12 protein-coding genes are annotated in these 14,476 nt (G+C 33.5%); 5 read left to right on the forward strand and 7 right to left on the reverse strand.

What is annotated here, in order from left to right; genetic code table 11:
- The 7 genes from RMO70_RS03175 to topA form a co-directional block, all read right to left on the reverse strand.
- On the reverse strand, positions 1–950 hold a 950-nt coding region (locus RMO70_RS03175), incomplete at its 3' end, for an FAD-dependent oxidoreductase (protein ID WP_310554974.1).
- A 65-nt stretch (positions 951–1,015) separates the two neighbouring features.
- Positions 1,016–2,008: a gliding motility protein GldN gene (gene gldN, locus RMO70_RS03180; protein WP_310554975.1), complete on the reverse strand. Its 993-nt coding sequence runs from the start codon at positions 2,006–2,008 to the stop codon at positions 1,016–1,018.
- A 47-nt stretch (positions 2,009–2,055) separates the two neighbouring features.
- On the reverse strand, positions 2,056–3,591 hold the full coding sequence (gene gldM / locus RMO70_RS03185; RefSeq protein ID WP_310554976.1) for a gliding motility protein GldM: 1,536 nt from the start codon (positions 3,589–3,591) through the stop codon (positions 2,056–2,058).
- 50 nt (positions 3,592–3,641) lie between these two features.
- Positions 3,642–4,289 carry a gliding motility protein GldL gene (gldL, locus tag RMO70_RS03190; RefSeq protein ID WP_310554977.1) on the reverse strand — a complete coding sequence of 216 codons (648 nt, stop codon included), beginning with the start codon at positions 4,287–4,289 and terminating at the stop codon, positions 3,642–3,644.
- 45 nt (positions 4,290–4,334) lie between these two features.
- Positions 4,335–5,720: a gliding motility lipoprotein GldK gene (gene gldK, locus RMO70_RS03195; protein ID WP_310555026.1), complete on the reverse strand. Its 1,386-nt coding sequence runs from the start codon at positions 5,718–5,720 to the stop codon at positions 4,335–4,337.
- Positions 5,721–5,866: 146 nt separating this feature from the next.
- The gene (locus RMO70_RS03200; protein WP_310554978.1) at positions 5,867–7,015 is read right to left on the reverse strand and encodes a formimidoylglutamase; all 1,149 of its coding nucleotides are present in this window, start codon (positions 7,013–7,015) and stop codon (positions 5,867–5,869) included.
- A 3-nt stretch (positions 7,016–7,018) separates the two neighbouring features.
- Positions 7,019–9,535, reverse strand: a complete 2,517-nt coding sequence (gene topA, locus RMO70_RS03205) for a type I DNA topoisomerase (protein ID WP_310554979.1) — start codon at positions 9,533–9,535, stop codon at positions 7,019–7,021.
- A 343-nt stretch (positions 9,536–9,878) separates the two neighbouring features.
- On the opposite strand from topA, the gene miaB reads away from it, so the two are divergent.
- The 5 genes from miaB (at position 9,879) to secG (ending at position 14,476) form a co-directional block, all read left to right on the forward strand.
- Entirely contained in the window at positions 9,879–11,318 is a 1,440-nt protein-coding gene (miaB, locus tag RMO70_RS03210) for a tRNA (N6-isopentenyl adenosine(37)-C2)-methylthiotransferase MiaB (protein ID WP_310554980.1), read from the forward strand.
- A 68-nt stretch (positions 11,319–11,386) separates the two neighbouring features.
- Complete coding sequence (locus tag RMO70_RS03215; protein ID WP_310554981.1) at positions 11,387–12,646, forward strand: sigma-54 dependent transcriptional regulator; 1,260 nt, start codon at positions 11,387–11,389, stop codon at positions 12,644–12,646.
- Between the two features lie 53 nt (positions 12,647–12,699).
- Entirely contained in the window at positions 12,700–13,203 is a 504-nt protein-coding gene (locus RMO70_RS03220) for an LptE family protein (protein ID WP_310554982.1), read from the forward strand.
- A 4-nt stretch (positions 13,204–13,207) separates the two neighbouring features.
- Positions 13,208–14,086 (forward strand): tetratricopeptide repeat protein, encoded by an 879-nt coding sequence (locus RMO70_RS03225; protein WP_310554983.1) that lies wholly within the window; start codon positions 13,208–13,210, stop codon positions 14,084–14,086.
- A gap of 3 nt (positions 14,087–14,089) precedes the next feature.
- Entirely contained in the window at positions 14,090–14,476 is a 387-nt protein-coding gene (gene secG, locus RMO70_RS03230) for a preprotein translocase subunit SecG (protein ID WP_310554984.1), read from the forward strand.

Consider the following 14,476-nt stretch of genomic DNA (forward strand, 5'->3'; position numbering starts at 1 on the left):
AGCATAACACCACGAGTACCTAATCCGTTAAGAATGCATACATTATTATGTTGAGGATGAACTCCAACAAGAGGTCTACGGTCTTTTACTGTAGGTCGAATTCCTGCAAAATGCTGAATAATTTCGAAATCACAATTCAGCAACTCCTGAATTCTTTCAATTAATTCTTGCTCTCCTTCTTCAGAGATTGCATTTGTTTTGTCTTTCCAATTGTATGTTGCACCAACTTTAAATAAATCATTACCAAGAGGCAAAATAAACACGCTAGAATTCAATATACAATCCAAATTAAGATTTGGCGCTTTGATTATAAAAAGCTCTCCTTTGGTGCCATCAAGTGGCAAATAATTAAAAAATGGATTGGAATGCAAACCAAAACCTTCAGCAAAAATAATATGCTTGGCTACAATAGTTTCATATTTTATGTAATTGCTGTGAATTGTTAGTTTAGAATAATCAAAAGTATCTGAAACAAAACAATTGTTTGTCGCTAAATACTTATGGTATTGCATTAGCAATTCCTTAGTATCAACATAACCAGTATGATGAACTTCGCCAAAACCAAAAGGAGCTTCAATACCACTATACTTTTTATGAACGATTTCATTAGACAGAAAAGGAGCTAAATTAGGTTTATCTGAGGCTACAAACCAATTGTTTTGTTCTTCAATAGAAAAGAACTTTCGTAAGACGGGCATTTTAAAATCAACTTGTTTATTTAATCTCGATTCCATTTGAGGATAAAAAGTATTGAGGAATTTGATTTGCTCTGATGCATTCCAAACTTCGCTAAAGCGTTTTAGAATTACAGGATTGTAAATGCCCCCAGCAATTTTGGAAGAGTTTTGAGAGTTGTTATCAAAAACCAAAATAGATTTATTGTTTTGCAAAGCTACTTCAGCAAAACAAATTCCAGCAATTCCAGAACCAACAATGAGATAATCAACCATAGCACAAAAGTAAAAAACTCTCACCAAAATGGTAAGAGTTTTTTATATAATTGGAGAAATTTATATTAGTAATTCCACATATCTTGCTCGAAATTACGAACTTTGTCTTTAACTCTATCCGATTCTATCAACTGCATTAATGCATTGTCTTTCATATAATCTGTAATTTCTCTGTCGTTATACACGTTTTCTTCTTTATAAACAGTAGCATTAAAACGTCTTGTATTCAACATATGATCATAACTAATAGGCATTGAAGAGTTTTTATCGTTAAATGCTTTCCACTCGTGTAAAATTTCACGAGCTCCAGGATAGAAAACCCAAAACAAATCGATATATTCTTTTTCTTCTTTATCCATTGTATAAACATCTGGAATAATAGGACAAATCCCAAGTATTCTGTATCGTAAATCTGATTGACGCTTGTCAAAATACCATAAACCAACAATTTTATAATCAGATACATCTTGAGAAGAAATTTCTGTAGTTGTGATAAACTCAGGAGAGATAGTTTTAGAAGCAACAATGGTATCCATTTTACTTCCAACTTTTACTTTCTTTTTCCCTTTTTTCTCAAAAATAGGAGTTTCTACAATTCTTGACTTAAACGCATCAATATCAACGTTCATTTCTTCACGCCCTGCATCAGTAGTATCAACTCTTTTAAAAGATTTTTCCATATCTTTTAAAGTACGTTTTTCTTTAAAATAACTATCAGCATATACTTCTGTTATTTTTCCAGATTTGATACCTTTAATTAAGACATCATATAATGAACGACGATCATTACCAATACTACCTGTATCAATTGGGTAATACAAAGGAAAGTTGATTCTTTCGTCAAGATCAATGATTTCCCAAGTTTTTTTAGACATTAAGATGTCACGGTCACCCACATAACCATATTCTAAAGGTTTGTCATTATCTTTTAAAAGTTGTGCTTTAGATTTAATTCCTATTTCAGTAGGAACTTTAGCGTTCAACAAATTAGATTGAGCGAAAGAAGTCAAACTTCCAGCACATATAATAACAACTACTACTAAATTTCTCCAATTCATAATTTTATGTATAAAGTTTATAGAATTAAAACGTATTCTTAAACTAATTATTGTACTTCAAAAGTACAAGTTGAAACCCTTTTAGCAATCTGATTGATACCAGAGAAGCTAGCTTTAATTTCCGAGATAACTACTACATCACCTCTAGTTGCTTTTTGAATAGCAGAACGAGCTCTTCCATCCATTTTGCTTCCAGAAACTACTATTGTAGGTTGTCCAGGAACTTTAATATTAAATTGTGTAACATTAACAGTTACAGGAAAATCAAAATCTTCCATAACTGCTGTAATAGTACATACTTCTAAATTAGATTTTGGCCCTTTGGCAGCTACATCACCACGGATTTTTCCAGTTGGAGCAGGCAAACCTTTGATTCTAAATTCTTTTTTATCAGAAACTGTTTTACCATCAGGTAATTTAGCACTAACATTAATCATAACAGTACTACCAGAACCCGCATTTAATGTGTATTTTCCAGCACCACCAGCACTTGACATACCAGGAGCAGAAGCACTTACATTGTTTGAAGCCACACCAGCAAAAGATATAGTCATTGGGTTAGGTACACCACGGTACACCACGTTCATTTTGTCAGCGGATATAGTAGCAGAATTTGGTCTTGGAACTACAACATATTTACCAGCAAATTTAAGTGGAATAGTTTTCCCGTCTTCTAAGAAAGTAAACTGACCGTTAATGTTTTGTTCTCCAACACCACCAGCAGTCATAGAAATTACAGCTTGACCATTTACAATTTTACCAGGTCCAGAAAATGAAGTTGGCTTCGTGTTTTCGTCATAACGACCCAAAACAACTTTACCAGTTACAGATTCACCTTGAAAATAGGCATTTTTATCTAAAACAACTATAGCCTGATAATTATTTAAAGAAGCTGTTTGTACAGCCGCTTTTCCTAATGCAATACTATAAGTATCAGACTCCGCTTTTCTAACATCATTTTGCCAAGCCGATAATTTTGCTACAGAAGCAACAGCAGGAAAACCTTTAAAATGATAAGCTAAATACTTATCTTTTAAGCCTTCTTTGTTTGCAACATCTGAAACGTCAAATTTCTTGTCTAAATCAGCTAAAAGTGGAGCATATTTCTTTTCAGTACCAAGAGCCATTTTCATATCAGATTTAAACTTAGTAATTTTTGCAATTATCTCGCTACCTTTAGCAGTATATCCTTCACCTGTAAACCAATTGTCAATATTATCACCTTTGTCCATAGCCTCGTAAGGTAACTTACCAGTTTCAGGATCAATTTCAAATCCTTTTAAAACGTCTCCCTTTAATGATTCAATGTACTTGTAGAAGGCTTCAGATATATCTTTTACTTTATGCGAAGTAGTTGCAGCTACTGCAAATTCTCCTTTTGCTTCAGAAGCTTTAAGGTCTAATGCAGATAACATCTCTTCATTGGTTTTACTTGAAGAAGTGTTAGCATTTTCAAATTTTTCGTTCATCAGTCCAAAAGCAGATAATACTTCTTTTGACATATTCATTGCCAACATTGCGATGAAAACCAGATACATCAGGTTAATCATCTTCTGTCTAGGGGTTAATTTTCCTCCTGCCATTTTTTTTTAATTAGTTTTGTTAATAAAATAAATTTTTAGTTAAAAACTAATTATCCTTTGTTACTCATAGCAGACAACATACCACCGTATACATTGTTCAATGAAGCAATGTTAGACGTCATAGATTGCATTTGTTCTTTCAATTTTGAAGCATTGTCAGCAATTTCAGAATTAGCTTGTGCATTACGTGAAGCACTTTCTAATTGTACTTTATATAAACTATTTAAAGATTCCATTTGCGCAGCCGCCATTGACATTTCTTCAGCATATTTACGTTGAGAATTCATTGCATCGACAGTTGGAGTAATTGCTTTAGCAGCTCCTTCAAAGTTTTTGATACTACTTCCTAAACTTGACATTAATTCACCATCAATTTTAGCCTCTTTCAACATTGCGTCTAATTTTTGAGACAACAAACCTTGCGCTTCAGTAGCTTCTTCTTTTTTAGATTTTAATTTTGTTGAATCCCCTCCTGCTAATTCAGGATAAACCAACGTCCAATCTAACTCTTCATCAACAGGTTCAAATGCAGATAATGCAAAAATGAAAGCTTCTGTTAACAAACCAATAGCCAACATTAATGTTCCCGTTAACGGACCCAACTCAAAGTGAGTAATTTTAAATAATGCTCCGATAATTACTACTGCCGCTCCCATACCGTAAGCGAAATTCATTGCTTTTTTGCTTAATAATGCCATAATAATAAAATTTAGTTAAGTTAAATATAATAATAAAGTTTGGTTTTATTTTCCTGAGTTTCCAGTAACATTAGTACCCATATAATCTTGAATTGTACGGAAACCTATGTAGCTTCTTGCAGTATCTGCATATTCAAAATCACGTGTACTAACCTGAAGATAATAAGCAACATCTTTCCAAGAACCACCTCTTAACACCTTACGCATATTACTCTGATCAGATACATTCGGATTCATTGTAGATAAATATTCATAAGCTGAAGGATCGTAAGATGAATCCGTCCACTCCGAAACATTACCTGCCATATTATACAAACCATAATCATTAGCTTCAAAAGATTGCGCTTCTACAGTATATAAAGCGGTATCTGAGGCGTAATCTCCACGATTTGGCTTAAAGTTAGCTAAGAAACAACCTCTATCATTTTTAGCATAAGGCCCTCCCCAAGGATATGTTCCTGATTCTATACCTCCGCGAGCAGCATATTCCCATTCTGCCTCAGTAGGCAATCTGAATGAGTTTACATTTTCCATACGGCGTTTCTTTCTATTCTCGTTTTTATATAAAGTTCTCCAGGCACAAAATGCTTTTGCTTGTTTCCAGTTAACACCAACTACAGGATAATCACTGTATGCTTGATGCCAGAAATAATCATTATGCATAGGCTCATTATAAGAATAGGCAAAATCTTTAATCCAAACAGTAGTATCAGGATATACTTTTACTTCTTCTTTTCTAATAAACTCTTTACGTTTCCCTGCTTTAGCTTTTGCAGCTGCCTGAATATCCATCCAAGTGTATTTGAATTTCAGTTTATCGACATCAATTGTTCTTAGTCCATTGTATGCCTCTTCAGCCGGAATATACATAGAATCCATTACTTCTGTATAGTATTCATCTGGATATTGAGATTGATTCCATTTCAAAGCAACTTTCTTATTCAGTTTTCTTCCAGCATTTGGATCGTCTCCAGTTCCAACGCTAAAATAATTGTCATACATGTATTTATCATACACACTCATATTTGTAGTATCCGCATCCACGAAAGCATAATCAGCTATACTACCTCCCTTAGATGATTTACCATCTTCATTTTTTTGCCCTAATTCATCTGCAGAAGTCGCTAAACGCGTTCTTACAATTGAATCTCTTACCCAATAAATATATTGCCTATATTCACTGTTTGTAATTTCCGTTTCGTCCATATAAAATGAACGCACTGTAACTGTTTTAGTTGGCGCATCTTGAACATTAGCTAAATCATCATCTGATTTACCCATAATGTAGGCTCCTCCCGGAATCAATGTCATTCCAAGTGGTTTTTCTGGATTCCAAGCTTTACCTTTTACTCCTACTAATTCTCCTTGGTCACCTGAACCACAGCTGTACAATACTAAAACTAATACTGCTAATAAAATGAACTTCTTCATATAAATTTGGGTTATGTATGTATTCATAAGTTTTAAGGGCGTAAACCTATTTATTTATTTTCAAAAAAACAATTTTTTTATTAAAAAAACCTTAAAAAAATTAATTTTAGTTAAAATTACGCAATATTTTAATTCTTAAATATATGTTAAATACTATTTTTTCTTTGTGCTTTCCACCATCTTTCTGGAATTTCACCATTACAAGCTGATATATAATCTTCTTGCGAACATGGAAATAACGTCATTTTTTTTACTTTATTGTTTGAATTATACAATAATGGTATTTCAATCCACCACCTTTCTGTAATATTACTCTTGTAAAAAATTAAATCTTCCTCTAGTGTAACTGTGTATTTAAAATAATTTTCTTTAGTACCAAATGGGTATTCGTGAGAACGACAGTTAAACCCTTCAACAAAATACCATATAACCTGGGATATTAAAACTGATTCTTGTATAGAATTATTATGATTAAAGAGTCCAAAAGAAGAAACTTTGTCACTAATTCCTGCATATCTAGCTAGAACACATACTTCTTTTCCAGAAAATCCGTTGGGGACAAAATTAGTAAAATTTCCTGAATATGAAGACATTACTGACAATAAATCCAAACTCACTAAATCTGCATCACGAAAAACGGGTTCTGACAAGGTTAAATTGTTAGAAACATCGCCTAATCTATAGGCATCAAAATAGAGTTTATCTATTAAATCTATTTGTTCTTGTGAATTGAAATAGGTTTGAAATCCAACATTACTGAAATTGAATAAATTACTTGGTTCATTGGCTATGATTTTTGACAAAAAAGAATTAGCATTTATAGTTTCTGAATGGGTATCAATATCAAATTTACTATCAATTGAAACAATATTAACCATTTGTTCCAAGTCATCATAAGCCCTATACATTGCATAAGTCAGATCTTGCGTTCCCCCTATGACTATTGGAAAAACATCATTTTTAAGCAGTAGGCTTGTTATTTTTTGCAGTGCAAAATAAGTATCTTCCTTGGAATTTCCTGCTTGAATATCGCCTAAATCCCCTATTGAAATATTCCAATTCCCAGGATACAAACCAAAAAATTCCTTACGAATGTGATTTAAATTTACAGGCTTGGAATCATTTTCAATTCCACGATTTTCCAGAACACCTATTATTGCAATTTTAATTTTCTTTAAATCTGGAAAATCATCTTTAGTATGAAACACAATTTTACTGCCTAGATGTTGTGAAGACAAGTTGCTTACAAAATCTAGAATTTCAGAATTTAATGGTGTTAGAAAATCCAATGCCATATATTACTTCTTTTTAGCTACTGCTTTTTTAGCTACTGTTTTTTTTGCTGCTGGCTTTTTTGCAGCTACTTTTTTTGCAGGTGCTTTCTTTTCAATCATTTCTTGCACTTGGGCTAATGTCAATTTAGTAGCATCGACATCTTTGCTTAATTCAATTTTGATTTTACCTTTCAAAATTTCTGATCTTCCCCAACGTGCTTTTTGAACCAAAATGCCTTCTGCTTCCCAGTTGTGAATTACTTTATCTATATTTTTTTGTAATTTATCTTCGATTATCATTTCGATATCTTGTTGCGATAAATCATTAAAATTATATTTCGTACTTACATTGATAAACATTCCGTTCCATTTTAGGAATGGTCCAAAACGACCTGTCCCTTTTTGAACGCCTTCTCCTTTGTAAACAGCAACTGGTGCATCTGCGAGTAATTTTTCATCGATTAATTCTTGCGCTCGATCTAAATCTACATTTAAAGGCTCCTCTCCTTTTGGCAAAGAAACGAACATTGCGCCAAAACGAATAAATGGACCGTAACGTCCGTTAGAAACTTCTACCTCTTCCCCTTTGTAGTTCCCTAAATTTTTTGGTAACAAAAATAAATTTAATACTTCTTCTAAAGTAATGTTTCCAATGTTTTGTTCTTTAAGTAAACTTGCAAACGTTTTTTCTTCGTCGTCTGGCGCACCAATTTGAGCCATAGGACCAAATTTCCCTAAACGAACCGAAACTGGCTTGCCTGATTTTGGATCTGTTCCAAGAATTCTTTCTCCAGATTCTCTATCTGCGTTGGCTTCTACATCTTTTACCGTTGGGTGAAACTTGTCGTAAAACTCTTGCATCATTTTTGCCCACTCAATATTTCCTTCGGCGATTTCGTCAAAATCTTGTTCGACTTTGGCAGTAAAATTATAATCTAAAATGTTATCGAAATTTTTGACTAAAAAATCGGTTACGATTGTTCCAATATCCGTCGGAACCAGTTTTCCTTTGTCGGAACCTGTATTTTCTTTGAGCAACTTCTCCCCTACTTTTCCAGATTGAAGCGTTAGCTGTGTGTAGTTTCTTTCTTGACCATCCAAACTTCCCTTTTCAACATAATTTCTGTTGATAATGGTTGAAATAGTTGGTGCGTAGGTTGATGGACGACCAATCCCTAATTCTTCTAATTTTTTCACCAAAGAAGCTTCGGTATATCTTGCAGCAGCTCGCGAATAACGTTCGGTTGCTGTGATGTAATTATTTTGTAGTTTTTCGTTTACTTTTAGCGATGGCAACATTCCTTCTTGTTCTTCATCATCGTCATCGTTCCCTTCTAGATATACTTTTAGGAATCCTTCAAACTTGATAACTTCGCCTGAAGCGGTAAACAATTCTTTGTGATTATTCGCTTCAATTTTGACATTGGTACGTTCCAATTCGGCATCACTCATTTGTGAAGCTAAAGTTCTTTTCCAAATTAAATCATACAAACGTGCTTGATCTTTATCAATATTTACAGTATGTCGTGACATATCTGTTGGTCGAATAGCTTCGTGAGCTTCTTGAGCTCCTTTGCTTTTATTTGTAAATGTTCTAGGTTTAGAAAATTCTTTTCCATAGGAAGAAATAATTTCGGCTTGCGCTGCTTCCATTGCGTCTTTAGAAAGATTTACCGAATCGGTTCTCATATAGGTTATGAGTCCAGCTTCATACAAACGTTGTGCTAATTGCATTGTGATTCCAACGGGCAAATACAATTTACGAGCCGCTTCCTGTTGTAAAGTTGACGTTGTAAATGGTCCGGCTGGTGTTTTTTTTGTAGGTTTGGTTTCTAAATCTCCTACCTTATATATAGAGCCAATATTTTTGTTTAAGAAATCTTCGGCTTCTTTTTTAGTATTAAAATTTTTAGGCAATTTGGCTTTGAATGCTTTTCCTGATTCATTAACGAATTCTGCTTGAACAGAATAGGAAGCAACTGCTTTAAAATTGATAATTTCTCGTTCCCGTTCCACAATTAAACGTACTGAAACCGATTGTACACGTCCAGCCGAAAGTCCGCCTTTGATTTTGCGCCATAATACTGGCGACAATTCATATCCCACTAATCTGTCTAAAACACGACGTGCTTGTTGTGCATTGACTAAATTATAATCAATTTCACGAGGATTTTCGATTGCTTTTAGAATAGCCGTTTTAGTAATTTCGTGAAAAACAATACGCTTTGTTTTTTTAGGATCTAGCTTTAATTCTTCTGACAAATGCCACGAAATAGCTTCTCCCTCTCGATCCTCATCACTTGCTAGCCAAACCATATCGGCATTTTTGGCTAGTGTTTTTAGCTTGGCAACCAACGCTTTTTTGTCTGCAGAAACTTCGTATTTGGGTTTGAAACCATTTAATACATCAACACCAATTTCTTTGGATGGCAAGTCTGCAATGTGTCCATAACTGGACTCGACTTGAAAATCTGCACCTAAAAATTTCTCGATTGTTTTTGCCTTTGCAGGTGATTCGACTATTACTAAATTCTTTGCCATACGTTTTTATTGATTTGGCAAAAGTAGAAGTTTTTTTTAGATATTGAGATTTTGTATTGAATTTAATAAAATCCTTTTTGCTACCATACTGGTTTTAGCCCCGATTGCAGTGGAAATCCTTTTGAGAGAAAAACTATTTTTTGCTGGTTTTGCAGAACGACCAACGGAAGTTCCTGCAAAGCCTTGCAAAAAAAAGGTTTTTTGAACAAAAGATTGAAACAGAAAGCTGGAAACGGCTCCACACTTCGACAAGCTCAGTGTGACAAAAAAATTTGTTAAATCACAACTGCCATCTTGTCACATATTCTAATTTAGTAGTATCTTTGCCTTCAGAATGAAAAATATGGAACACGAAGAAGATAAACAAGGACAAAGTCTAGTTCTTGATACTAAACTAGAAAACACAAAAAAACTTTTTATTGAGAGTTATGGCTGTGCTATGAATTTTTCGGATAGCGAAATTGTAGCTTCCATCTTATCAAACAACGGTTACAATACTACTCAAGTTTTGGAAGAAGCCGATTTGGTTTTAGTAAATACTTGTTCGATTCGAGATAAGGCCGAACAAACTATTAGAAAACGTTTAGAGAAATACAACGCTGTAAAAAGAACCAATCCTACAATGAAAGTTGGGGTTTTGGGTTGTATGGCGGAACGTTTGAAAGAAAAATTTCTGGACGAAGAAAAAATTGTGGATATGGTTGTTGGTCCAGATGCTTATAAGGATTTGCCAAATTTACTTGCTGAAGTCGAGGAAGGTCGTGATGCAATTAATGTGATTTTGAGCAAAGATGAAACCTATGGAGACATTTCGCCTGTTCGGTTGATGAGCAACGGAATTACAGCGTTGGTTTCCATCACTCGTGGTTGTGATAATATGTGTACGTTTTGCGTTGTGCCTTTTACTCGTGGGCGGGAACGTAGTCGAGAACCACAAAGCATTATGAGTGAAATTCAGGATTTGTGGGACAAAGGTTTTAAAGAAATTACGCTTTTGGGACAAAATGTGGATAGTTACCTTTGGTATGGTGGCGGTTTGAAAAAAGATTTTGCCAATGCTACCGAAATGCAAAAAGCAACAGCTGTCGATTTTGACCAATTATTAGAAATGGTTGCCGTTGGTTTTCCAAAAATGAGAATTCGTTTTTCGACTTCGAATCCGCAAGATATGCATGAAAGTGTGTTGCACGTTATTGCAAAATATCCCAATATTTGCAAACACATTCACTTGCCTGTGCAATCGGGAAGCAACAGAATATTAAAAGAAATGAATCGTTTGCATACGCGTGAGGAATATATGACGTTGATTGATACAATTAGAAAAATAATTCCAAATGCTTCGATTAGTCAAGATATGATTGCTGGTTTCCCTACTGAAACGGAAGAAGATCATCAAGATACTTTATCGTTAATGGAGTATGTAAAGTACAATTTTGGCTATATGTATTCGTATTCTGAACGTCCAGGCACACTAGCTGGACGCAAAATGGAAGATGATGTGGTGGAGGAAACAAAAGCAAGACGTTTGCAAGAAATTGTAGATTTACAACAAAAACACGCTTGGCAACGTAGTGAAGAATTTATAGGAAAAACGGTTGAGGTTTTAGTTGAAAAAGTTTCAAAAAAATCAAAAGATGAGTTTTCTGGTAGAAATTCGCAAAGTATTACGGTTGTTTTTCCAAAAGAGAATTATAAAATTGGTGATTTTGTGAATGTAAAGATTGAAAGTTGTACAAGTGGAACTTTGAAGGGAAATGCGGTTGGTTTGAGTGGGATGAATTAGAAAATATTAACCACGAATTAAAAATTAGAAATTTATAAATGAGATTGCTTCGTGCCTCGCAATGACATATGGAAACAGTTCAAAGTATAAAACAACGATTTGAGATTATTGGAAACGATTCAAAACTCAATCGTGCCATCGAAAAAGCAATACAAGTTGCTCCAACTGATATTTCAGTTTTAGTAGCTGGGGAAAGTGGTGTGGGTAAAGAAAATATTCCTAGAATCATTCACTCTTTATCTCACCGAAAACACGGCAAATACATTGCCGTAAACTGTGGTGCTATTCCTGAAGGAACTATTGATAGTGAACTTTTCGGTCACGAAAAAGGAGCTTTTACAGGTGCAACGGGAACACGCGAAGGCTACTTTGAAGTTGCTGATGGCGGAACTATTTTTCTAGATGAAGTAGGCGAATTACCATTAACTACTCAAGTAAGATTGCTTCGTGTTTTAGAAAATGGCGAATTTATAAAAGTAGGTTCAAGCCAAGTGCAAAAAACCAATGTTCGGATTGTGGCTGCTACTAATGTTAACTTATTTGATGCTATCGAAAAAGGGAAATTCCGTGAAGATTTGTATTACAGATTGAGTACAGTTGAAATTTTGTTACCTGCATTACGTGACAGAAAAGAAGATATTCATTTACTTTTCCGAAAATTTGCTGCCGATTTTGCTCAAAAATATAAAATGCCACCATTGAAATTAGATGAAAATGCTGTTTCGGTTTTGCAAAAATTTCGTTGGTCAGGCAATATTCGTCAATTGCGAAATATGGCGGAACAAATCTCTGTTTTAGAAACCAATCGAGAAATTTCTGGCAATACCTTGTTGTCTTATTTACCACAAGAAGGAAGCAATTTGCCATCGGTTATCAAGAATAAAAAATCGGAAAGTGATTTTTCTACCGAAAGAGACATCTTATACAAAGTGCTTTTTGATATGAAAAGTGATTTGCACGATTTGAAAAAACTGACTTTGGAGTTAATGAAGAATGGATCTGCAAACGTACAAGAAATTAATACTAATTTGATTCAGAAAATATATGGCTCAAATGAAAATGAAAGTGAAATTTCGTTTGAAGAAAAACCATTAAACGCAGTTTTTGAGAGTTCCAACACTGAAAATGATTTTGACGAAAACGAAGAATTCCAATTTGCAGAAACCATCGAAGAGGAAGAAGAAGAAATCTTAAAACTCGACAAAAAAGAAATAGAAATGATTAAAAAATCATTAGAAAAAAATAAAGGAAAAAGAAAAGCCGCAGCAGATGAGCTTGGAATTTCAGAGCGAACTTTATATAGAAAAATAAAACAGTTTGACCTTTAATCGATTATGATTTTATAATTATTTGAATATCTTTGATTTTTTTAAATTTTAAAATGAAATACACACAATACCTATTTTTTTTAATGTTAATTTTCACTTTCAATAGTTGTTCGGTTTACAACTTCACTGGAACTGGAAAAATTGATGCTAAAACATTTCAAGTCAATTATTTTCAGAATATTTCAGAACTTGTAGAACCAGGAATAGATAGAGATTTTACATTAAAACTTCAAGACATTGTTCAAAATCAGACCAATCTGAATGCTACAACTTCCAATGCAGATTTAGTTTATGAAGGAGAAATTGTTGAATATCGATTTAGCGCAATGTCAGCCACGTCTGAAAACACAGCTGCTCAAACAAGGCTTTCAATTACTGTAAATGTTAGATTTTCGAATAAAAATAAACCTGAAGAAGATTTTGAAAAACGTTTTTCGCATTTTGATGATTTTGACGGAACACAACAAGCAACTGGAGCGCAACTAAAAAAATCTTTAGACATCATTTTTGAACGAATTACTCAGGATATTTTTAATGGTACATTAGCAAAATGGTAAAAAAATGAACATTATTACCTATACCTATCTCCTTAATAGACCCAATGCTGTAAATCCATTACAGGTTATTGCTATTGAAAAAATTCTAGAAGATTTTCCCTATTTTCAAAGTGCAAGAAGCTTGCATTTAAAAGGCTTGTTCAAGCAGGATAGCTTCAAATACAATCAATGTTTAAAAACCACAGCTGCACACTCAACAGATAGAAGTGTATTGTTTGAATTCATAATCTCCGAAAATTTTGTTGGAATTCAAAAAGGGTTTTATGAAGAAAAAGAAGCCAAAATATTAGATATTCAAGTTATAGATAGTGCCGTTATTAAAGAAATTCCGAATGATAACACATTAGAAAACTCTATTGTTTCTTCGATAAATGTTTCAAATGAAGGTCTTGTAAAACCTGAAACACCCAATATCGAGGATACAAAATCAGTTGAAGAAAAAGAAGAACTTCCAAAAACCCTTGAAGAAAAATTAGAATTAAACAAACCACTAGTTTTTAATACTTCTGAAACACATTCTTTTCAAGAATGGCTACAATTATCCAAGATAAAACCCATAATTAGAGAAGAAAATAGCCCGGAAAATAAACTTCCAGATAATAATTTAAGTACAAAATTAGAAATAATTGATAAATTTATAGAGGCAAATCCTAAAATCCCTCCTATAAACAAAGATGTAAAAACTACTGAAATTGCTATAAAACAAGAGGAAACATCATACTTAATGACCGAAACCTTAGCCAAGGTTTATTTAGAACAAAAAAAATATGCCAAAGCAATACAAGCTTATGAAATATTAATTTTGAAATATCCAGAAAAAAGTAGTTACTTTGCAATCCGAATTTCAGACATAAAAACGTTACAACAAAATAACAATAGTTAAACAATGAGCACATTTACAATTTTTTTAGTTTTAATAACAATAGTTTGTTTTTTATTAATCGTAGTTATTATGGTTCAAAACCCTAAAGGTGGAGGATTATCATCTTCATTAGGAGGTTCAACTCAAATGGGGGGCGTTCAAAAAACGACAGACTTTTTAGATAAAAGCACATGGTATTTATCAGGAGCATTGATTGTATTGATTTTATTATCAAGTTTAAGCTTTACAGGGAATTTGGGCAGCAATGGCTCTAAAGTAATAGATGAAAGTGCCATAAAAGCACCTGCTATTCCAACTGCAACTCAAACAAAACCAGAAACTACTACCACAGCTAAACCAGATGCTGTAGAAACTGAAAAACCTGCTTCAACAGAAGAAACAAAAAAATAA

Origin of the sequence: Flavobacterium sp. (genome assembly GCF_031422135.1) — a bacterium.
GTDB lineage: Bacteria > Bacteroidota > Bacteroidia > Flavobacteriales > Flavobacteriaceae > Flavobacterium.